Genomic DNA, 20929 nt, shown 5'->3' with positions numbered 1-20929 from the left:
AGGCTTTCGTGAACAGGCAGAACGGGCCCGCACGCCCCTATGACGTCATCCTCTTCGGCGCCACCGGCTTCGTGGGCGCGCTCACCGCCGAGTATCTGGCCCGGCACGCCCCCGACGGCTGCCGCTGGGCCCTCGCCGGACGCGACCGCGCCAAGCTGGAGAAGCTGCGCACCCGGCTGACCGCACTCGATCCGCGCTGCGCGGACCTGCCCCTGCTGGAGGCGGACGCGGCCGACGCCGGTTCGCTGCGCGCGCTGGCCGAGTCCGCGCACGTGGTGGCCACGACCGTCGGCCCCTACGTCTGGTACGGGGAACGGCTGGTCGCCGCCTGCGCGGAGGCGGGGACGGACTACACGGACCTGACGGGCGAGCCGGAGTTCGTGGACCGGATGTACGTGGCGCACGACACCCGGGCCCGCGAGACAGGCGCCCGCATCGTGCACGCCTGCGGCTTCGACTCCGTGCCGCACGACCTCGGCGCCTACTTCACGGTCCGGCAGCTGCCCGAGGACGTGCCGCTGCGGATCGACGGCTTCGTCCGCAGCAACGCCGTCTTCTCCGGCGGTACGTTCGCCTCGGCGCTCACCGCGATGGGCCGGGGCGCGCAGACGGCGCGCGCCGCGAAGGAGCGCCGGCTGTACGAACCCCGGCTGGCCGGCCGCCGCGTCCACGCCCCGCTCGGCCGCCCGCGCTTCAGCCCGGAGACCGGCACCTGGGCGCTTCCGCTGCCGACGCTCGACGCGCGGGTCGTCGCCCGCTCGGCGAGGGCGCTGCCCCGCTACGGCCCCGACTTCCGCTACCGCCACTACGCCTCGGTCGAGCACCTGCCCGTGGCGCTCGGCGGCACGGCCGCGCTCGGCCTCCTGCTCGGCGCCGCGCAGCTGCCGGCCGCGCGGGACTGGCTGATGGGCCGTTACGAGCCCGGGGCCGGCCCGGACGCGGAGCGCAGGCGGCGCAGCTGGTTCACCGTGCGGTTCGTCGGCGAGGGCGGCGGGCGGCGGGTGTACACGGAGGTGTCGGGCGGCGATCCGGGGTACGACGAGACGGCGAAGATGCTCGCGGAGTCCGCGCTGTGCCTCGCGCTGGACGAGCTGCCCACCACGTCGGGGCAGGTCACGACGGCTGCCGCGATGAGCGACGCGCTGCTGGAGCGGCTGGTCGCGGCCGGGCTGCGGTTCCGGGTGGCGGCGGTGCGCTGAGCGGGCGCGCCCCTTCAGCCCGTCGCGTCGCGCAGGGCCCTGCGGCACAGGGCGTCCGCCCTGCGCGTCGTCTCCGGCTGCCGGAAGTCCCGGGCCAGCGCGAGGGTGTGCGCGACGGCGTTGTCCAGACCGGTGCGGTGCCCGACCGAGACGTAGACCGGCTTGGTGCCGGCCCGGGTGCGCAGGGCCCGGCCGACCTCCTCCGCCCCGTCCAGCAGCGGCGACTGGTCCCCGCGCTCCGGGCCGGGCGGCTCGTGGGTGAAGGTGAACGGGTTCTTGGCGACGCCGATGACCGGGAGCCCGGTGAGGACGCCGAGGTGGCTGGCGAGCCCGAAGCGGCGGGGGTGGGCCCTGCCGTACCCGTCGCAGACGACGAGCCCGGGGTCGGCGGCCAGGTTCTCCAGGGCGGCCAGGACGGTCGGGATCTCGCGGAAGGCCAGCAGCCCCGGGACGTACGGGAAGCTGACCCGGCCGACCGCGGTCGCCTCCTCCACCACTTCCAGCGTCGCGGCGTCGAGCACGACGGCCGCCGCCGCCACGATGTCGCGCTCGTCGTCGTAGGCGACGTCGACCCCGGTCACCCGGCCGGTCCCCGGCGGCGGGCCCGGCTCGTCCAGGACCACCCGCCCGCGCAGGGCGTCCTGGAGGGCACGGGCCTCGGCGGCGTCGGAGGGCATCTGCAGCGCGTTCATGGTGGACCCACCCTAGGTGCTGCCTCCAACACCCCCGCCGCTAGCCTGAGATCATGTTCGTACTTGAGCTGTCCTACACCGCCCCGCTGGACCGCGTCGACGCGCTGCTGAGCGCGCACGTCGTCTGGCTCGACCAGCAGTACGAGGCCGGGGTGTTCATCGCCTCCGGGCGCAAGAACCCCCGGGACGGCGGGGTGATACTCGCGGTCGGGGACGACCGGGCGGCGATCGAACGGCTGACGGCGACCGACCCGTTCGTGGTCGAGGGCGTCTGCGCGTACCGGATCACCGAGTTCATCGCCACCAAGACCTCGGACGCGCTCGCCCCGTACCGCCAGCAGCTCTGAAATGCGGCCGGCCGGGGTGCTCCGGCCGGAACGGGGCACGTGAACAGGCAGCGGTGTGCGGTGATACAGCTCACGCCGCCTCCCGGTGCACGGATCGGCGGCTTCCGTCGTCTCTCCGTATGCCGGGAACCGTTCGTCCGGTCGCGAGAGGGAGCAGGTTCGTGTCCACGGTCATCGAACAGTCCGTACAGGCCCGCATGGTGGCGTCCGCGCCGCAGATGGAGACGCTGCCCGCCGTCCTGAGCTACGACCGGGCGGACCCCTTCGCCGTACGCATGGCGTTCCCGGCGCCGGCGACGCTGGAAGGGACGGAGGTGTCCTGGCAGTTCTCCCGGGACCTGCTCGCCGCCGGGATGGAGGTCCCGTCCGGGCTCGGGGACGTCCGGGTCAGGCCGTTCGGCTACGACCGTACGGTGCTGGAGTTCCACGCCGCCGAGGGGATCGCCATGGTGCATGTGCGCACCGCGGATCTGCGGCGGTTCCTGCGGCGGGCCGAGGAACTGGTGCCCTGCGGTCACGAGCACCGGTTCCTGGACCTGGACCGGAATCTGACCGAGCTGTTCGGCCCCTGCTGAGTCCGCGACCCGCTTGCGCGGGGCCCGTTAATCCGGTTGCTCCCTCCCCGGCCCCCCGCGTAACTTCTCCGGTGTCCTCGTCGTCGCCGATTGGAGCGGGCCGTTGAAGGTCTGAGGTCCCGAGACACCGTGTCGCATGCCATGACCGGCCTTTGCCGTGTCCGCGCGCCCGAGTGCGACCTCAGCTCTCCGAGCCGTCCTCCGTGACCAGGGCCTTCCTTCCGTCATCCCGGAATTCCTTCCGGAATGCGCCGAACGCCAGTGGCCGGTGTCTCGTCCCGTTGCCCTGTCCTTCCTCGCAACCGGGAGATTCCTCATGTCTACCCCCACCGCCCACATCACCTGTTCCGCCCTCTCCCTGGTCTGGCCCGACGGCGGCCGGGCCCTGGACGGCCTCCATCTCTCCGTGGGCCCCGGCCGCACGGGGCTCATCGGCCTCAACGGGGCCGGGAAATCGACCCTGCTCCGGCTGCTCGCCGGGGAACTCGCGCCCACCGAGGGCCGGATCAGCGTGTCCGGCGAAGTGGGCTACCTGCCGCAGAACCTGGTCCTGGACACGGAGTTGCGCGTCGACGCGGCGCTCGGGATCGACACGGTCCGCGCGGCGCTGCACGCCATCGAGTCCGGTGACGTCGGCGAGGAGCACTTCGCCGCCGTGGGCGACGACTGGGACGTCGAGGAGCGGGCCCGGGCCACCCTCGACGGGCTGGGCCTCGGCCACATCGGGCTCGACCGGACGATCGGCGAGATGTCGGGAGGCGAGTGCGTGATGCTGCGGCTGGCCGCGCTGCTGCTGGCCCGGCCCGATGTGCTGCTGCTCGACGAGCCGACGAACAACCTGGACGTGTACGCCAGACAGCGGCTGTACGCGGCGGTCGACGCCTGGCACGGGGTGCTCGTCGTCGTCAGCCACGACCGGGAACTCCTGGACCGGGTCGACCAGATCGCCGACCTGCGCGACTCCACCGTCACCTGGTACGGCGGCAACTTCTCCGCGTACGAGGAGGCGCTGGCCGTCGAGCAGGAGGCGGCCGAGCGCATGGTGCGCGTCGCCGAGGCGGACATGAAGCGGCAGAAGCGCGAACTGGCCGAGGCGCAGGTGAAACTGGCCCGGCGCAAGCGGTACGGGCAGAAGATGTACGAGCAGAAGCGCGAGCCCAAGATCGTCATGGGGGCGCGCAAGCGCGCCGCGCAGGAGTCCGCGGGCAAGCACCGGATCCTGCACGCGGAGCGACTGGCCGAGGCCAAGGAGCGCCTGGACGACGCCGTCGAGCTGGTCCGCGACGACGACGAGATCCGGGTCGAGCTGCCGCACACCCGGGTCCATCCGGGCCGGGGCGTGCTGGTCCTGCGTGATCTGGAACTCGCGTACGGGGCACGGGTGCGGGGGCAGTACGAGGTGCGCGGTCCGGAGCGCATCGCGCTGGTGGGGCGCAACGGGGCGGGCAAGACCACGCTGCTCCGTACGCTCGCCGGAGAGCTGGCCCCGGTGTCCGGCGATGCGGTGACCGAGGTCCCGCTGCGCTTCCTGCCCCAGCGGCTCGACGTGCTGGACGACGGGCTGAGCGTGGTGGAGAACGTGGCGCGGTTCGCTCCGGACGCCACCAACAACCACATCAGGGCGAGGCTCGCGCACTTCCTCTTCCGGGGTGCGCGGGCGGACCGGGCGGCGGGGACGCTGTCGGGCGGAGAGCGGTTCCGGGCGGCGCTGGCCGCGCTGCTGCTGGCCGAGCCGGCGCCCCGGCTGCTGATGCTGGACGAGCCGACGAACAACCTCGACCTGGCGAGCGTACGACGGCTGGCCGAGGCGCTGGAGGCGTACGAGGGGGCGCTCGTCGTGGCCAGTCACGACGTGCCGTTCCTGGAAGCGCTGGGGATCACCCGCTGGCTGCTGCTCGACGGCGAGCTGCGGGAGACCACGGCCGAGGAGGTGCGTACCGGGCTCTGACGCGGCAACAAGGGGGGTGTGCGCCGGGCCCGGCGCACACCGCCTTCGCGCTCCGGTCACACAGAGCGAGCGACGCTCGCCCGTCCGGGCTTGGCCAGAGCCTTACCGCCGCTTTAACCTACGGTCTCGTAACCTACGAAGCCGTAGGTAGTCCTCCCGTCCCCAGGAGCCCCCGTGACCGTTACTTCTCCCCACCTCGCCAGTTCCCAGGCATGGACCGATGCCCACCTCCTGTACGCCCTGGAAGAGGTGGTCGAGAAGGAACTCGACCGGCACCTCAAGGTCGCCAAGGACTGGATGCCGCACGAGTACGTCCCCTTCTCCGACGGGCGCAACTTCCCCGGCGTCTTCGAGGACGGCGAGGCGTGGCAGGCCGACCAGTCCAAGGTCACCGACATCGGCAAGATCGCCCTCGTGGTCAACCTCCTCACCGAGGACAACCTCCCCAGCTACCACCACGAGATCGCCACGCTCTTCGGCCGCGACGGCGCCTGGGGCACCTGGGTGCACCGCTGGACGGCCGAGGAGGGCCGGCACGGCATTGTGATGCGGGACTACCTGCTCACCTCGCGCGCCGTCGACCCGGACAAGCTGGAGCAGTTCCGGATGGCGCACATGGCGGAGGGTTTCGAGTCCGACAACCGGCACTCGATGCTGCACTCGGTGGCCTATGTGGCCTTCCAGGAGCTGGCCACCCGTGTCTCGCACCGCAACACCGGGCACCAGTCGGGCGACCCGGTCTGCGACCGCATGCTGGCGCGCATCGCGACCGACGAGAACCTGCACATGGTGTTCTACCGCAACCTGCTGGGCGCGGCGTTCCAGCTGGCGCCGGACCTGACGATGCAGTCGGTGCGCGACGTCGTCGTGAACTTCCGGATGCCGGGCCACGGCATGCCCGGATTCGAGCGGGCCGCCGCGCAGATGGCGATCGGCGAGATCTACAACATGCGCATCCACCACGACGACGTCATCCAGCCGGTGCTGCGCTATCTGAAGGTGCTCGACATCGACGGCCTCGGCCCGGACGGCCTGAAGGCGCAGGAGGAGCTGGGCCTGTACATGCACGGCCTGGACACCGAGGCGGCGAAGTTCGACGAGAAGCTGGCCGCCCGAAAGGCCCGGATGGCCGCCCGCGCGTAGGACGTGTCCGGAAGGCCCTGGCCGACCGCGCGGGGACGGCGCTCCGGGAGACCGCTCACTCCCGGACCGTCACCTCCGCGTACGCCGCGTCGCGCACCTCCGCCTCCGCGTGGCGCCGCAGCAGCCGCAGCTGGGTCCGCCACGGCCCGGTCCACCCCGTGTGCCGCCCGCCGGCCGCGACCAGCCGCACCGCCAGCAGGCCGTGCGCGAGGCCGCCGTCCTCGGCGAGGCGCCCCGCCACCGCGAGCAGCGTCGCCGCCCCGTCCTCGCCCTGCGTGACCCCGTGGTGCGTGCCGTACAGGAGGGCGATGCGAGCGGCGAGCACGGGCCGGCCGGTGACCAGCAGGGCGATGCGGTCCAGCGCGGCGTGCAGCGCGTCCGCGTCGCTCGCCGGGTCCACGGCCCTGGCCAGCAGCTCGGCGGCCTGCGGTACGTAATCACGGTGCCGGGCCAGCCGGTCACCGGCGGCGGCGAGGACGGACCGCAGGGTCGCGTCGGCGCGCGCCCCGGCAGCCGACGCGAGGCGGTTCACCAGGTGCACGGCCCGCTGCCGCTCGGGCCGGTCGCGGTCGCTGCCCGCGTCGTCCATGGCGACGGAGTCCGTGAGCGTGCCCAGCGCGTCCATCAGCGCCCGCGCGGCCTCCCCGGAGACGGCGGGGGCGGCACCGGCCAGCGCGTCGGCTGCCGAGCGCCAGGAGCGGCGGCGGGCCAGGTCCGTCGTGGCGGCGGCCAGCACCTCGCAGATCCCCGGCTCCCACGGTATCCAGCTGGCCACCACGGCGTGGGCGGCGGCGGCCAGCTCCTCGTCGTCCGTGCCGCACACCTCCCGCACCAGGCGCGCGTAGCCCGTGCGGTGCGCGCCCGGCAGGTCCATGGGCCGCACGCGCAGGACGGCGGTGCGCAGCACGGCGGGCCCGGCGGCCGCGTCCCCGAGCAGCCGCCACATCCGCGCGTCGCCGAGCAGTCCGATGGCCCCGGCCACGCAGGCGGCCCGGACGTCCGGGTGCTGGTCGGGGGTTTCGTAGCCCTCGGCGACCAGGTCGGCGGCGGTCTCCCGGGGCAGCCGGGCCACGGCGAGCCGGACGGCCTCCTTGCGGCTGGTGACCTTGCCGGTGCCCGGGGCCAGCCGGGCGCGGAGCATCGGGGCGAGGACCGAGGGGCGCACGTCCTGGGACGCGCGGCCGGCCGCGAAGACGGCGACCCGGGCGCGGTCGTCGCCGGCGTGGGCGAGCAGGGCGGGCAGCGTCTCGGGGGCGCGGTCGGTGCGGCCGAGCGCGGTGAGCGCGGCCTCGGCGAGCACGACGTCGTCGGAGCCGGTCCACTCCCCCAGTGCGTCGGCCCCGGTCCCGGGGACGCGGGCCAGGGCGGCGACGGCGCGCGCCCGCCCGTGGAGCGGCAGCTTCCCGTCGCGCGCCGCGTGCCGCAGGGCGCGTTCGGCGGCGCGGTGCTGGCGGGGCACCCAGCGGCGGATCTCGGGCCCGGGGTGGACGGTCCAGGGGCGGCCGGGGGTCAGGAAGCGGCCGTGCGGCGGCGGGGTCGCGAGGTACGGGTCGAGGAGGTCGGTCCGGGTGTGGGTGAGGACCGCCAGCACCTCGGGCAGGGTGCCGGCCGAGGGGTCGAGCGCGAGCAGCCGTTCGACGCGCCGGCCCCGGTCCGCGTCCGGTTCCAGCCACAGCCGGACGGCGGTCCGCGCGGTGGTGACCGAGCCGAAGCGGATCGCCTGCCACAGCAGGTCCTGGAGCTCGGGCAGCCCGGCCGCGCGGCGGCCGAGAGCCCGGACGAGCGCGAACGCGAGCCCGTAGTCGCTCTTCTCCGCGCCCGCCTCCAGCCAGGGCCGCAGGGCCTCGAACACGTCGTGCTCCTGGCCCCCGCGCAGGGTGCGGTCGAGCCGTCCGAGGTCGGCGCCGCCGGTGTTGCCGGAGATCCGGACCAGGGTGCGCAGCGACCAGCTGACCAACGCGCGACGGCCGGTGACGGCGTGTTCGCGCAGCAGCCGCACGGCGAGGGTGCTCAGGGCGTGCCGGGTGGCGTAGGAGGAGTCCCGGGCCTCGACGGCGTCGGCCGCGATCCGGTCCAGGGCCGGTTCCACGGCCTCGGTGAACAGTCCGGCCGGGATGCCCGCCAGGGCGAGGAGGGCGGCCGAGCGGACGGGGTCCTGTTCGTTGCGGAGCCTGGCCATGTCGTCCAGGAGTACGGCGACGGGGCCGGGCGCGCCGGTGCGCCCGGCGTTGCGGACGAGCAGCGGCCAGACGAGGGCCCGGTCGGCGGCGGCCGGCCTTCGGGTGGCGGCGAGCAGCCGGTCCCACACCTCGGCGGCCGGGAGGTAGGACTCGGCGAGCAGCACGGTGTGCCAGTCCTCACCGCGTTCGACGGCCCGGCCGGCCATGCGGCGGGCCTCGTCGGCGACACCGCTGCGGGGCAGGGCGTCGAGGAGGGTCGCGTCGACGGCGGGGCCGCCGGGGCCGCGTCCGGCGGTGACCGAGGTGTGCAGGGCGGTGCGCCGGCCGGGCGGGAGGGCGGTGAGGAGCCGGGCGAGGCCGGCGGAGTCCTGGGCCATGGCGCGGCCCAGCTCCACGACGAGCCCTTCGGGCGCGGTGCGGGCCAGACGGACCAGGACGGCGTCGGGCACCCCGCGCGCGCCGCGCTCCAGCATCGGCCGGGTTTCCGGGCGCAGCAGCAGCCGGGCGGTCCGGGCCGGGTCGGCGGCGGCGAGGGCGCCGAGGCGGCGGGCCAGGGGCCACGGCAGGGTGGCGGGGCCGAAGCGGTCGAGCAGATCGAGGACGCGGACGGGCCGGGCGGCGACGGTGGCCGCGATCCCGGGTGCGTACCGCTGCCACCACTCCGGGCGCTGCGGCTCGGGCAGTTCGGCGAGCTGGCGTTCGACGGCGTCCAGGAGGGGGCCGGGGTGACGGCGTCCCAGGCCGCTCCAGCCGCGTACGGCGTACAGCAGCTCGGGCAGCAGCCGGGCAACGGTGCCGGCGGGGCAGCCCGGCGGCCTCGGCGTCGCCCCAGTCGGCGCGCACCCGATCGACGAGGCGGACGGCGAGTTCGGTGCGCCGGTCGTGGACGACGGCCCGCAGCAGGCGGCGGCGCGCGGTGCGGGGCAGGTCGTCCAGGGCCCGTTCGTACGCCTCGTCCGGGACGCCGAGGCTCCGGGCGACCCGCAGGGCGTGGCCCTGCACAAAGGGGTCCGGGTCGGCGAGGTGCGCGCTGATCCACTCCGCGTCGCCGCCTACGGCCGCCGCGACGACGGCGAGGCCCCGCTCGTACGGGCCGCCCCCGTCCAGTGCGTCCAGCACGGGGCGCAATTCCCCCGAAGCGGACAGGACGCGTGTCCGGGCGGCGAGTTCGCGCATGCGCCGGGGGTACGGGAGCGGATCGAGGGCCTTCAGCAGGGCATCGGTCATGGGGCGATTCTGCCGTGCGGGGGTGTGCCGCCCGGGGGCGGCCGGGACCGTACGCTGTGCCGGTGAAATCTGTGACCCGCTTCGTCCTCATCGGTGCGCCGCTGGCGATAGCCGTCGCCCTCGTCCTCAACCCCGGCGGCGACGACGCCGGGCTGCCCACGGACTCCCCCAAGGCCGCCGAGGCTTCGGCCACCGGTCCGGTGAACCCGGATCCGTTCGCGGCGGCGGACGACGAGGAGCGCGCGGAGATGGATGAGCGGGTCGGCCGGGAGCCGGCCGGGCTCGCCGCGCCGAGGATGCGCGAGATCGCGTGGGAGCTGCTGGCCAGCGCGGAGGGCTCGACACTGGACTGGCGCACGCAGTACGCGACGATCGAGGACAGCGGCGACGGCACCGGTTACGCGGCCGGTCTCGTCGGATTCTGCTCCGGTACGCACGACATGCTCGCGTTCGTCGAGGCGTTCACGAAGGACCACCCGGACAATCCGCTCGCCCCGTATCTCCCCGCGCTGCGCAAGGTCGACGGGACCGGGTCGCACGAGGGCCTGGACCCCGGGTTCACGGGCGCGTGGAAGAAGGCGGCCGAGGACCCGGCGTTCCGCAAGGCGCAGGAAGAGGTGCGCGACAAGCAGTACTTCGAGCCGGCGGTGCGCCTGGCGAAGCTGGACGGCCTCGGCGCGCTGGGCCAGTTCATCTACTTCGACACCATGGTGCTCCAGGGCCCCGGGCACGAGGCGGATTCCTTCTACGGCATCCGGCAGGCGGCGCTGGCCGAGGCGGACACGGTCACGGAGGGCGGTGACGAGTCGGCGTATCTGGACATCTTCCTGGACACCGCGCGGGCCGTGATGAAGTCGAAGAAGAACCAGCAGCACGACACCTCGCGCATCGACACCGCGCAGCGCGTCTTCCTGGAGGACGAGAACCTGGACCTGGAGCCGCCGCTGACCTGGAAGATGTACGGAGAGATGTTCCGTATCCCGTCGTGATCCGGGCCCTGCGGCGGCCCCTGGCGCCCGCTAGATCCGGGCGTCCTGCCTGATCAGTTCGGCCGCCTTCTCGGCGATGGCGACCGTGGGGGCGTGGGTGTGCCCCCGGGTGATGCGCGGCATGACCGAGGCGTCGACCACCCGCAGGCCCCGGACGCCGCGCACCCGGAGCCGGGGGTCGGTGACCGATCCGGGGTCCTCGCCCATCCGGCAGGTGCCGACGGGGTGGTAGAGGGTTTCCGCCCCGGTCCGGATCGCCTCGGCCAGGCGGTCGTCGTCCACCTCCCCCGGGTAGTGGCCCATGGGCGTCGAGGTGTGCGGGGCGAGAGCCCTGTGGGCGAAGAGCCGTTCGGCGTGGCGGACGCCGTCCATCATGCGCCGCAGATCGGTGCCGGCCGCGAGGTAGCCGGGGTCGATGCGCAGGGCGGAGCGCGGGTCCGGGTGGTCCGTGTCCAGGGTGATGCGGCCGGTGCTCTCGGGCTGGAGCAGGACCACGCCGATCGTGATGCCGTGTTCGGTGGGCGGGGTCAGCCCGTGGTCGATGAACGGGGCCGGGGCGAAGATCAGTTCCAGGTCCGGGGCGGACGGTGCGGAGGCGCTGCGTACGAAGGCGACGGCCTCGGCCAGGTTGGAGCTGAGCGGTCCGCGTCCGGCGAGCAGGAAGCGGGCGATGTTCACCGGGGTGTCGGCGCCGGTCATGGTGACCGGGCGCGGGCAGCGCAGGGTGACCGCGAAGGACAGGTGGTCCTGGAGGTTGCGGCCGACGTCCGGTGACGCGGCGCGCACCGCGACGCCCGCGCGGCGCAGTTCGCCGGGGTCGCCGATGCCCGAGCGCAGCAGGAGGTGCGGGGAGCAGATGGCGCCGGCGCTGAGGATCACCTCGCGGCGGGCGGTGAGCGTCCCGGAGACCTCGGTCTCCACTCCGGTGGCCCGGTCGCCGTCGAAGGTGAGGGCGCGGACGCGGGTGTGCGTGAGGATGTCCAGATTGGCACGGCGGGCCGCCGGTCCGAGGTAGCCGTCGGCCGCGCTCCACCGCCGCCCGCGCCGCTGGTTCACGGGGGTGAGGGCGACCCCGCTGTGGTCGGGCGCGTTCAGTTCGGGCAGGAACGTCAGGCCGTCCTCGCGGCAGGCGGTGACGAAGTCGGCGGTCAGCGGGGACGGGCTGCGGGGCGGGGCGATGTGCAGCGGGCCCCCGGTGCCGTACACCGTGCCCTCGCCGGCCGGGCCGGACCAGCGCTCGGCGCGCCGGAAGCAGGGCACGATCGCGTCGTGGCCCCAGTCCGGCCCGGCGGCCCCGGCCCACGCGTCGTAGTCGTCGCGGTGGCCGCGTACCCACATCATGGCGTTGATCGAGGAGGAGCCGCCCAGGGTGTGGCCACGCGGCCAGAACAGTTCGCGGCCACCGAGCGCGGGCTGCTTCACCGTGCTGAAGTCCCAGTCGAACGGGGTCTTGAACAGCTGCGGGAAGGCGGCCGGGACGCGGATCTCCTGCTTGCGGTCGGGTCCGCCCGACTCGACCAGCGCGACCCGCACGGTGGGGTCCTCGGACAGCCGCGCGGCCAGCACGCAGCCGGCCGAACCCGCCCCGACGACGACGTAGTCGTACTCGCTCAACTCGGCTTCTCCTCCAGGTCGACGCGGGTTCCACCACGGTCACGACGGCCGTGGACGGAAACGGTGGAGGCCGAAGTCTCGCACGTACAGCGGGATTTCAGGCCCGCTCGCGGCCGACTCTGCGCAGCCGATCCCGCTCCTTCTCGGACAGGCCGCCCCACACGCCGAAGCGCTCGTCGTTGTCGAGGGCGTACTCCAGGCACGCCTGCCGCCCCTCGCAGGCGTTGCAGAGCTGCTTGGCCTCACGGGTGGAGCTGCCCGGGGCAGGGAAGAAGAACTCGGGGCCCGCCTGGGCGCACAGTGCTGTCTCCTGCCAGGAGAAGGCGGGGTCGGTCGCGGTGTTGATCAGCATGACGGCCACAGTGCCGTGCCGCGATAAACGACTGATCAACGCCGCGTCAATGGCGCGTCCGCCCGGCCGGGGTGCCGGCGCCGCATGGGACGATATGAGCCACCGTGCGCGGAGAGCGGCGGGGGTCGCGGAGACAGAGGAACGCACATGACCGAGGGCGGGGCACCGGCCGGGCGGGCCGCCCGGGAAACACTCGTCCGCGCCGACGCCCTGCTGGACGCGGCACGCGGGGTCCTCGCCGACCACACCCGGGCCCTCACCGCCGTCCGGACGTGCCTGGACCCCCTGCTCGACGCCCTGGTGCGCGCCGATCTCGCCGCCATCCCCGTCTCCCGGCTGAAGGACGTCACCGAGGGCCGGCTGCGCCTCGGCGCGATCGAGCAGGCGGGCTTCACCACGGTCGGCCAGGTGTACGGCGCCAACCGCTACGAACTCCGCCAGATCCCCGGCGTCGGTGCGCAGACGGCCGACCAGGCGCTGGCGGCGGCGGGCGGGATCGCGCACGCGGTGCGGGACACCGTCGCGGTGCGCATGGACGTGGACGACCGGAACGAGGCCGTGACCGCGCTGCTCGGCGCGCTGTACGGGCTGGTGGAAGCGGGTCCGGACGCGCGGCGGGCGGTGGCCGGGGCGCGGGCGCTGGCCGGGCGCCTGGAGCCGCTTCTGACGGCAGCCGGTCCGGCGCGGGGGCGGCTGCGGATGCTGTTCGCCGGACGGCGGTCGCGGGCCGGGGTGCGGGAGGCCGTGACCGGGGTCCGGGCGGCCGTCGCCGACGCGGTGGAGCGTGGGCTGCCGCCGCTGTTCGCCCAGGTGTCGGCCGATCTGCTGCGGGAGCCGGGGTCCCCTGCCGCCGCCTGGGTCGACTTCGAACTGCGGTCCGCCGAGTACTACAGCCTGCTCGCGGAGCTCTCCGGCTCGGGGCCCGACCGGGACGCGGCCGAGGGGTTCCTGCCGTCGGGGATGGCGGACCGGGTGCGCGGGCTGCGGCTGGACGACGCCCGGCTGCGGGTCTCCCTGCGCGGCTACCAGTCGTTCGGTGCCCGGTTCGCACTCGTCCAGAAGCGGGTGATCCTGGGCGACGAGATGGGGCTCGGCAAGACCGTCCAGGCCATCGCGGCCCTGGCGCACCTCGCGGCGGGCGGGGAGACGCACTTCCTGGTGGTGTGCCCGGCGAGCGTCCTCATCAACTGGACCCGGGAGGTCCGGGCCAGGTCCACGCTCCGCGCGCTGCCGGTGCACGGCCCCGAGCGGCGGGAGGCGTTCGCGGAGTGGCGGGAGTCCGGCGGGGTCGCACTGACCAGCTTCGACGCGCTGCACGCCCTGCCGGACGCCGGGGACAGCGGGGTGCGGCCCGGGATGCTCGTGGTGGACGAGGCGCATTACGTGAAGAACCCGGCGACCCGCCGTGCGCGCGCGGTCTCCGGCTGGTCGGGGCGCACGGACCGGGTGCTGTTCCTGACCGGCACCCCGATGGAGAACCGGGTGGAGGAGTTCCGCAGCCTCGTCCGTCAGCTCCGGCCCGAGCTGGCCCCTGCGGTCGGCGCCGGCCACGGGGCGGCGGGCTCGCAGGCGTTCCGCCGCGCCGTGGCCCCCGCCTATCTGCGGCGCAATCAGGAGGACGTCCTCGCCGAACTGCCCGCCGTGGTCCAGGTGGACGAGTGGGAGGAGCTCAGCGAGGGGGACCTGCCGGCGTACCGGGAGGCGGTGGCCGCCGGGCACTTCATGCGGATGCGCCGGGCGGCGTACGCCCGGCCGGAGACCTCCGCCAAGCTGAACCGGCTGCGCGAGCTGGTCGCGGAGGCGGCGGGCAACGGTCTGAAGGTCGTGGTGTTCTCGTACTTCCGCGAGGTCCTGGAGACGGTGCGCGGGGCGCTCGGTGACGGGGTGTCCGGACCGCTGTCGGGGAGCGTGGCGGCGGCCCGGCGCCAGGAGATGGTCGACGCGTTCGCGGCGGCGGAGGGTCACGCGGTGCTGCTGTGCCAGATCCAGGCGGGCGGAGTCGGGCTGAACATGCAGGCCGCGTCCGTCGTCATCCTGTGCGAACCGCAGATCAAGCCGACGACGGAGCACCAGGCCGTGGCCCGGGTCCACCGGATGGGCCAGATACGGACGGTCCGGGTGCACCGGCTGCTCGCCACGGACAGCATCGACCAGCGCATGCTGGAGATCGTGGCCCGCAAGGAGCGGCTGTTCGACGCGTACGCACGGCGCAGCGATGTCGCCGAGGCGACGCCGGACGCGGTGGACGTCTCGGAGGGCGAGCTGGCCCGCCGGATCGTCGAGGAGGAGCAGCGGCGCCTCGGCACCGCGGCCCGCCCCTGAGGGTGCTACCCGTGGTGTCCGGGGACGGTGCCGTCCCGGTCGGCGACGAGGAGCATGCCGCCCATGCCCCGGTCGGCGTGGCTCTGCACATGGCAGTGGTACATCCAGGCGCCGGCGCCCACGTGTTCGCCCGCGATCACCTGGAAGCCGAAGGAGTCCGCCGGGCCGACGATCTTCGTGTCGACCACCCGGCTCGCGTCGTCCGGCCCGGTGAGCATGCCCGTACGGTTGTCCGCCCAGCGGTGACCGTGCATGTGGAAGGTGTGGTAGAAGTCGCCGTGCGTGATCATGACGACCTCGAGCCGGTCCCCGAGCGTGGTCGTGAAGTCCGGGCTCTTCCCGGCCGGGGTGTTGTTGATCGACATGCCGTTGAAGACGATCGTGATCGTCTTGTCCGGCAGGATGTCGCCCCGGCGCCGGACCACCAGCGGCCCGTAGAGCCCTTCACGGATGCCGCCGGTGCCGTGGTCGGAGCCGACGGCGTGGTCATGGTAGTGCCAGTAGCCCGCGCTGCCGGGCTGCCAGGTGCCGTCGCGGCGCAGGCCGGGTGTGTGGGTGCGCCAGGTGTACGTGCGGGTGGCGCCGGGTTCGACGGTGCTGTGGTTCATCCGGGTGCCGTCGCTGGCGATGTCGTAGTCGACCCCGTGCGCGTGGAGCCCGGCCGGCACGTCCAGGGTGTTGACGAACTCGATGTGCAGGGTGTCGCCCTCGTTGAGCTCGATGAGCGGGCCGGGCACGGTGGCCCTGCCCTTCTCCAGCCCGTAGCCCATCCGGCCGTCCGGCAGCTTCTCCGCGTACATGCGGATGTGCCGGACCACTCCCCCGGCGGGCGCCCGGCGGAGCCGGTGGGGCAGAGCGGCGGCGCCGGGAGCCGGGAGGGACAACGATGTCACCCCCGCCGCCGCCGCGACCCCGCCGCCCATCAGCATCCGCCGGCTGAAACTTCTGCGGTCCATGTCGAACTCCCCACTGCTGACGGGTGCTGCCGAGGATGCGGCGACGGTCCGTGACGGACCCGGCGCAATCGCTTACCCACAGTAAGGAAAAAGTCCGGCCCGGCCCGCAAAGCCTCTGGGCGAGTCGCGAAATACGCCTACCCGATCAGGTGACCGTCGCCGCGTGCTGCGGCATGTGCTCGCGGCCGCCGGGGTGCCGGTGGCGCCACACCCAGAAGACGGTGCACGAGACAAGTGCCCAGACCGCGAGCACCAGGTAGGGGAAGACGCGCTGGTGCCCCTGGTAGTAGACGGCGGTGTGCTGGGCGTTGACGGAGGCGCCCGGGGGCAGCCAGCGGCCGATGTGCCCGAGGAGTGAGGGCAGCAGCGGCCAGGAGACGGCTCCGCCGGACGACGGGTTGCCCAGGAGCACCATGACGCCCCAGGTCGGCAGCATCGCCCAGCGGCCGATCAACGTGTTGAACATGGTGAAGACCATGCCGGAGGTGAACATCGTGTACGCGAGGATCAGCCAGGACTCCACGAAGGGCAGGTCGACCGCCCCCAGCAGCCAGTCGACCACGGCGGCGATGGCGAAGGCCCCCAGGAGCGAGTAGAGGATCGTGAAGCCGATCCGTTCCAGCGGGATCAGCGTGCGCGCGTGCACGCTGAGCTGGATGGCACCCACGAAGCCGACGATCACGGCGGCGAGCGAGATGTAGAAGAGCGCGAGCCCGCGCGGGTCGCCCTTCTGGAGCGGTTTGACGTCCTGCACGGCCACCGGGATGCCGAGCGCGTCGCCCACCTTCACGGCGGACTCGGCGAGCAGCTGGGCGACGGCCGCCCCGGAGGCCGCGGCCACGTCCAGGGAGACGCCCCGGGCACCGGACCGCACGATGGCGAAGACCTCCTGCTCCTCCAGGGCCTCGCGCGCGGCGGCCGCCGTCGGGTAGACGCGGATGACCAGGGAGGCGTCGAGGGCCTTGTCCATCCCGGCGACGAACTCCCGGCCGCGCGCGGTGTCCGGCTCGCTGACCACGGCGGTGGGGATGCGGTGCGGGGTCGGGTTGGCCATGGCGTACGTGTAGGAGCCGGCGAAGAGCCCGGCGGCGGCCGAGAGGATGAACAGCAGGACGATCGCCGGGAAGTACGGGGACTCCTTGAAGCCCTGCCACTTCTGGCTCCGGGTCAGCGGCCGTCCGTGCGCCCCGTGCTCCGCGCCGGGCCCGTCACTCATCTTCAGGACTCCTCGCGGCGGGCGCGGCTCGGCTGCACGCGCTTCGGCTCGCCCGGCATCTTCGGGTACTCGGGCGGGTACGGCAGGTCGCCGGGGCCGCCGTCGCTCGCGTGGCGGTCGGCGAGTTCGAGCAGCGAGTCCAGGCGGAACGCCTCCTGGTCCATGTCGGCGTGCACGTCGCCGAGTTCCGCGTACCGCAGGGGCATGGTGCGGAGGTCGAAGTCGCGGGGTTCGGCGTCGTCCAGCTCCTCCCAGCGCAGCGGGGCGGAGACCGGGGCGTGCGGGAAGGGCCGTACGGAGTAGGCGGAGGCGATCGTGCGGTCGCGGGCGGTCTGGTTGTAGTCGACGAAGATCCGCTCGCCGCGCTCCTCCTTCCACCAGGCGGTGGTCACCCGGTCCGGCATCCGGCTCTCCAGCTCGCGCCCGACCGCGATGGCCGCGCGCCTCACCTCGGTGAACGTCCAGTGCGCCTCGATGGGCACGAAGACGTGGATGCCGCGCCCGCCGGACGTCTTGGGCCAGCCGCGCAGCCCGTGCTCCGTCAGGACGCCGCGCAGCTCATGGGCGGCGCGGACCGCGTCGGCGTAACCGGTGCCGGGCTGCGGGTCCAGGTCGATGCGGAGTTCGTCGGGGTGGTCGGTGTCGCCGCCCCGGACCGGCCAGGGGTGGAAGGTCAGGGTACCGAGGTTGGCGGCCCAGAGGACGGCGGCCACCTCGGTGGGGCACATCTCCCGGGCGGACCGCCCGCTCGGGAAGGCGATCTCGGTGGTGGGGATCCAGTCGGGGAGGTTCTTGGGGGCGCGCTTCTGGTAGAAGAACTCGCCCTCCACTCCGTCCACGAACCGCTGAAGGGTCGTGGGCCGGTTGCGCAGGGCGCGCAGAATGCCGGGGCCGACCGCGAGGAAGTACTCGGCGACGTCCCTCTTCGTGTAGCCCTTCTCCGGGAAGTAGACCTTGTCGGGATGGGACAGCCGGACCGCCCGCCCGGCCGCGTCCAGCTCCACCGCTGTGCCCGCTGCTGCCATGTCGGCCACGGTAGGCCGGGCACACATATGCCGCATATCGGGAGACTCCGGTCGCCGTACGGTTCACAATCGGTCCATGGACCTGCCGGTGATGCCGCCCGTGAAGCCGATGCTCGCCAAGTCCGTGAAACGGATCCCGCCGGGCATGCAGTACGAGGCGAAGTGGGACGGCTTCCGGGCGATCGTGCACCGGGACGGTGACGAGGTGGTGATCGGCAGCCGGACCGGGAAGCCGCTGACCCGGTACTTCCCCGAAGTGGTCACCGCCGTGCGGGAGAATCTGCCGGAGCGCTGTGTGGTGGACGGCGAGATCGTCGTCGCGCACGACGGCCGGCTCGACTTCGACCGGCTCAGTGAGCGCATCCACCCCGCCGACTCCCGGGTGCGGCTGCTGGCCGAGCGGACCCCGGCCGCGCTGATCGCCTTCGACCTGCTGGCGCTGGGCGACGACTCGCTCCTCGACACCCCGCAGGCGGACCGGCGCAGGGTACTGGAGGCGGCGCTCGCCGGGGCGTCGGCGCCGGTGTACCTGGCCCCGTCCACGACCGATCCGGCCCGCGCCGAGGAGTGGTTCGAGCGGTACGAGGGGGCGGGGCTCGACGGGGTCGTCGCGAAGCCGCTCGACGCGCCGTACCGGCCGGATGTGCGGGCCATGTACAAGATCAAGCACGAGCGCACCGCCGACTGCGTGGTGGCCGGCTACCGCTTCCACAAGAGCGGCCCGGTCGTCGGCTCACTGCTGCTCGGCCTGTACGACGACGGCGGCGCGCTCCAGCACGTCGGGGTGTGCGCGGCCTTCCCCATGAAGCGCCGCGCGGAACTCGTCACCGAGCTGGAACCCCTCCTGACCGACGCCGACGACCACCCGTGGCGCGCTTGGGCCGAGGCCGAGGCGCACCTGGGCGCCCGGCTGCCGGGCGCCCCGAGCCGCTGGTCCGGCAAGAAGGACATGTCCTGGGTGCCGCTGCGGCCGGAGCGGGTGTGCGAGGTGGCGTACGACCACATGGAGGGCGACCGCTTCCGGCACACGGCCCAGTGGCGCCGCTGGCGGCCCGACCGTACGCCGGCCGGCTGCACGTACGCGCAGTTGGAGGAGGTCGTGCGCTACGACCTCGGCCAGGTGCTGGCGGGCGGCGGCTGAGCCCTTCGGAACACCCGGCCGCCGCCCGGGTATCAGTCCGCCGTGGGCGGCAGGGTGGGGGTGGTGCAGGGGGCCGCGGTCTCCGTGGGGCCGGGCGAGGGGGAACCGGTGGGCTCGGTGGTGTCGGTCGGGTCGGGCGTCGGGGTGGCCGTGCAGCCCGGGTCCGGCTTCGTGGTGGTCGGGCCGGGGTCCGGGGTGGTGCTCGGGTCCGGGGTGGCGGAGCCGGTGTCCGTGGGGTCGGGCGAGGGACCGGTGGTGTCCGTCGGGTCGGGGTCGGGCGTGGTGCCCGGGCCGGGGTCGTGGGTGCCGGGTGCGGTCGGGCGGGTGCTGGGAGTGGGCTGCGGGCCGACCTCGATGCCACCGCCGTCATCGGTTCCGGACCTGCCCACGGGGTGCTCGGGCTTGCCGGGACTGCCGGCGCCGGGGCTCCTGGGGATCGGTCCGATGCCGTCGGTGACCGGGTGGATGCCCTTGCGGTAGAACTCGTACCAGGAGAGCACCGTACGCAGATACGTCTCCGAGTGGTTGTAGCTGAGGACCGCCCGGTTCATGTCGGAGGGGATCGACAGATCGCGCGTCCCCGCGCACAGGTAGGCCCCGGCCGCGAGCGCCGCGTCGTACACGTTGTTCGGGTCCCGGCGCCCGTCGCCGTTGCCGTCACGGCCCCAGTGCGCCCACGTCGAGGGGATGAACTGCATCGGGCCGACCGCCCGGTCGTACGTCGGGTCCCCGTCGTAGGCGCCGCCGTCGGTGTCCGCGATGTTGGCGAATCCGGCGCCGTTGAGGACCGGACCGAGGATCGGCGAGACGGTCGTGCCCTTCTTGTCGACCCGGCCGCCGGCCGCGTGCCCGGACTCGACCTTGCCGATCGCCGCCAGTAATTGCCAGGGCAGCCGGCAGCCGGGGTCGCTGCGCCGCGTCGTCGCCTCCGCCTTGCGGTAGGCGGCGAGCACGGTGGCCGGGATGCCCGCCTCGGCCCACGACTGCCTGGCCGCGGGGCTCTGCTTCTCGCCCTTCTTCGGCGGCTTCGGGCTCTTCAGCGGCGGGAGTTCGGTGTGGTACGAGTCGTCGTTGGGGACCTCCGACCAGACGACGTCGTCCGTCTTCTGACGGTGCTTCGGGGTGCCCTCGTGCGCGACGAGCTGGGGTGCCTGGGACGCCGTGAGCGCGGCCATCGCGGCGACGGCCGCGGCGGTGCTGCCGAGTCCTCGGCGCATGGTGCCGTTGAACCTCATGCGTGCTCTCCTTGGTGGGTCGCCTGGGTCACCGGGTGAACGTGTCGATCGCGGAGATCCGCCAGCTGCCGCCCTTGCGGACGGCGTCCACGCTGAACATGGCCGCCGCGTACGTGGTCTCCTCGGACTTGCCGGTACGGGTGTTGCGCTGGTCGGCGTAGATCAGCAGCCGGGCCCGGTCGCCGTCGAGCATCTCCACGCCGCTGTCGGTGACGGTCGTGGTGAGGACCAGCTTCTGCTTCGGCGCCTGTGCCCGGACCTCGGCGAGCATGTCCTCGTGCTGCTGGACCGCCTTGCCCGTCAGGTACTTCGTCACCGCCGCTTCGGACTTGGCGGGTGAGGCGTAGTCGTACGAGAAGACCGCGCCGACGGCCTCGGTGATCTGGCCCTTCACCTCGCTGGTGCGGCTGATGTCGGTCAGGGCCGTGTTCTGCCGGCTGGGATCGTCGCGCAGGCTCGCCGCCGAGGTGAACGCCCAGGCGGCCACGGCGCCGAGGAGCAGGGTGAGGACACAGAGGACGGCGGGCAGGCGCGGCCGGCGCCGGGCGGTGGCCTTCCTGGTCTCCGGCTCGCCCTCCTCTTCGTCCTCTTCGTCCGTCTCGCCCTCCGGGACCACCGTGTCCCGCGTGGCGTCGGGCTTCTCCGGGTCCGGGCCTCGCCCGGTGCGGGGGCGGGGCGGGGCGGCCGTCGCGGCGCGTTCGGCGGCGGCGACGGTGGCCAGGCGGCGCTGACGGTTGACCAGGTGACGGGTGGTCGACATGTCCGGGT

18 protein-coding genes are annotated in these 20929 nt (G+C 73.8%); 9 read left to right on the top strand and 9 right to left on the bottom strand.

What is annotated here, in order from left to right; all coding sequences use genetic code 11:
* The first annotated feature begins 8 nt into the window (after window positions 1-8).
* Complete coding sequence (locus ABZ565_RS09390; RefSeq protein WP_361022595.1) at window positions 9-1199, top strand: saccharopine dehydrogenase NADP-binding domain-containing protein; 1191 nt, start codon at window positions 9-11, stop codon at window positions 1197-1199.
* Between the two features lie 14 nt (window positions 1200-1213).
* On the opposite strand, the gene ABZ565_RS09385 is transcribed toward ABZ565_RS09390, so the two are convergent.
* Window positions 1214-1876, bottom strand: coding sequence for an endonuclease V (locus tag ABZ565_RS09385; RefSeq protein WP_361022652.1), 663 nt, complete (start codon window positions 1874-1876; stop codon window positions 1214-1216).
* A 68-nt stretch (window positions 1877-1944) separates the two neighbouring features.
* Between ABZ565_RS09385 and ABZ565_RS09380 the strand changes: the two genes are divergently transcribed.
* The 4 genes from ABZ565_RS09380 to ABZ565_RS09365 all read left to right on the top strand — a co-directional run bounded on the left by ABZ565_RS09380 (window position 1945) and on the right by ABZ565_RS09365 (window position 5904).
* Window positions 1945-2238 (top strand): YciI family protein, encoded by a 294-nt coding sequence (locus tag ABZ565_RS09380; protein WP_361022592.1) that lies wholly within the window; start codon window positions 1945-1947, stop codon window positions 2236-2238.
* Window positions 2239-2399: 161 nt separating this feature from the next.
* A complete protein-coding gene (locus ABZ565_RS09375) occupies window positions 2400-2813 on the top strand; it encodes an SsgA family sporulation/cell division regulator (RefSeq protein WP_361022589.1) in 414 nt (137 codons plus the stop codon).
* A 316-nt stretch (window positions 2814-3129) separates the two neighbouring features.
* The gene (locus ABZ565_RS09370; protein WP_361022586.1) at window positions 3130-4761 is read left to right on the top strand and encodes an ABC-F family ATP-binding cassette domain-containing protein; all 1632 of its coding nucleotides are present in this window, start codon (window positions 3130-3132) and stop codon (window positions 4759-4761) included.
* A gap of 174 nt (window positions 4762-4935) precedes the next feature.
* On the top strand, window positions 4936-5904 hold the full coding sequence (locus ABZ565_RS09365; RefSeq protein WP_361022583.1) for an acyl-ACP desaturase: 969 nt from the start codon (window positions 4936-4938) through the stop codon (window positions 5902-5904).
* A gap of 55 nt (window positions 5905-5959) precedes the next feature.
* Here ABZ565_RS09365 and ABZ565_RS09360 read toward each other — a convergent pair whose 3' ends face one another.
* On the bottom strand, window positions 5960-9088 hold the full coding sequence (locus tag ABZ565_RS09360; RefSeq protein ID WP_361022580.1) for a hypothetical protein: 3129 nt from the start codon (window positions 9086-9088) through the stop codon (window positions 5960-5962).
* On the opposite strand from ABZ565_RS09360, the gene ABZ565_RS09355 reads away from it, so the two are divergent.
* A complete protein-coding gene (locus tag ABZ565_RS09355; RefSeq protein WP_361022577.1) occupies window positions 9075-9377 on the top strand; it encodes a hypothetical protein in 303 nt (100 codons plus the stop codon). The genes ABZ565_RS09360 and ABZ565_RS09355 overlap by 14 nt on opposite strands.
* A 5-nt stretch (window positions 9378-9382) precedes the next feature.
* The gene (locus tag ABZ565_RS09350; protein ID WP_361022649.1) at window positions 9383-10300 is read left to right on the top strand and encodes a chitosanase; all 918 of its coding nucleotides are present in this window, start codon (window positions 9383-9385) and stop codon (window positions 10298-10300) included.
* Between the two features lie 30 nt (window positions 10301-10330).
* Here ABZ565_RS09350 and ABZ565_RS09345 read toward each other — a convergent pair whose 3' ends face one another.
* Window positions 10331-11914, bottom strand: coding sequence for a GMC family oxidoreductase N-terminal domain-containing protein (locus tag ABZ565_RS09345; RefSeq protein WP_361022574.1), 1584 nt, complete (start codon window positions 11912-11914; stop codon window positions 10331-10333).
* A 97-nt stretch (window positions 11915-12011) separates the two neighbouring features.
* Window positions 12012-12266 carry a WhiB family transcriptional regulator gene (locus ABZ565_RS09340; RefSeq protein WP_361022571.1) on the bottom strand — a complete coding sequence of 85 codons (255 nt, stop codon included), beginning with the start codon at window positions 12264-12266 and terminating at the stop codon, window positions 12012-12014.
* Between the two features lie 147 nt (window positions 12267-12413).
* On the opposite strand from ABZ565_RS09340, the gene ABZ565_RS09335 reads away from it, so the two are divergent.
* Window positions 12414-14588, top strand: coding sequence for a DEAD/DEAH box helicase (locus ABZ565_RS09335; RefSeq protein WP_361022568.1), 2175 nt, complete (start codon window positions 12414-12416; stop codon window positions 14586-14588).
* A 5-nt stretch (window positions 14589-14593) separates the two neighbouring features.
* Here ABZ565_RS09335 and ABZ565_RS09330 read toward each other — a convergent pair whose 3' ends face one another.
* The 3 genes from ABZ565_RS09330 to ligD form a co-directional block, all read right to left on the bottom strand.
* Window positions 14594-15544, bottom strand: a complete 951-nt coding sequence (locus ABZ565_RS09330; protein ID WP_361022565.1) for a multicopper oxidase domain-containing protein — start codon at window positions 15542-15544, stop codon at window positions 14594-14596.
* A 145-nt stretch (window positions 15545-15689) separates the two neighbouring features.
* On the bottom strand, window positions 15690-16760 hold the full coding sequence (locus ABZ565_RS09325; protein WP_361022562.1) for an ABC transporter permease: 1071 nt from the start codon (window positions 16758-16760) through the stop codon (window positions 15690-15692).
* Between the two features lie 2 nt (window positions 16761-16762).
* A complete protein-coding gene (gene ligD, locus ABZ565_RS09320; RefSeq protein WP_361022646.1) occupies window positions 16763-17764 on the bottom strand; it encodes a non-homologous end-joining DNA ligase in 1002 nt (333 codons plus the stop codon).
* A 97-nt stretch (window positions 17765-17861) separates the two neighbouring features.
* Here ligD and ABZ565_RS09315 point away from each other — a divergent pair, with 97 nt between their 5' ends.
* A complete protein-coding gene (locus tag ABZ565_RS09315) occupies window positions 17862-18926 on the top strand; it encodes an ATP-dependent DNA ligase (RefSeq protein WP_361022559.1) in 1065 nt (354 codons plus the stop codon).
* Window positions 18927-18958: 32 nt separating this feature from the next.
* Here ABZ565_RS09315 and ABZ565_RS09310 read toward each other — a convergent pair whose 3' ends face one another.
* A complete protein-coding gene (locus ABZ565_RS09310) occupies window positions 18959-20161 on the bottom strand; it encodes a lytic transglycosylase domain-containing protein (RefSeq protein WP_361022556.1) in 1203 nt (400 codons plus the stop codon).
* Window positions 20162-20189: 28 nt separating this feature from the next.
* Window positions 20190-20921, bottom strand: coding sequence for a hypothetical protein (locus ABZ565_RS09305; RefSeq protein WP_361022552.1), 732 nt, complete (start codon window positions 20919-20921; stop codon window positions 20190-20192).
* Between the last annotated feature and the right edge of the window lie 8 nt (window positions 20922-20929).

The sequence above is a fragment of the Streptomyces sp. NPDC016469 genome, assembly GCF_040632905.1.
Taxonomy (GTDB): Bacteria; Actinomycetota; Actinomycetes; order Streptomycetales; family Streptomycetaceae; genus Streptomyces.
Note: the sequence above shows the minus strand (reverse complement) of the source record. Positions and strands in the feature narration are given on the sequence as shown.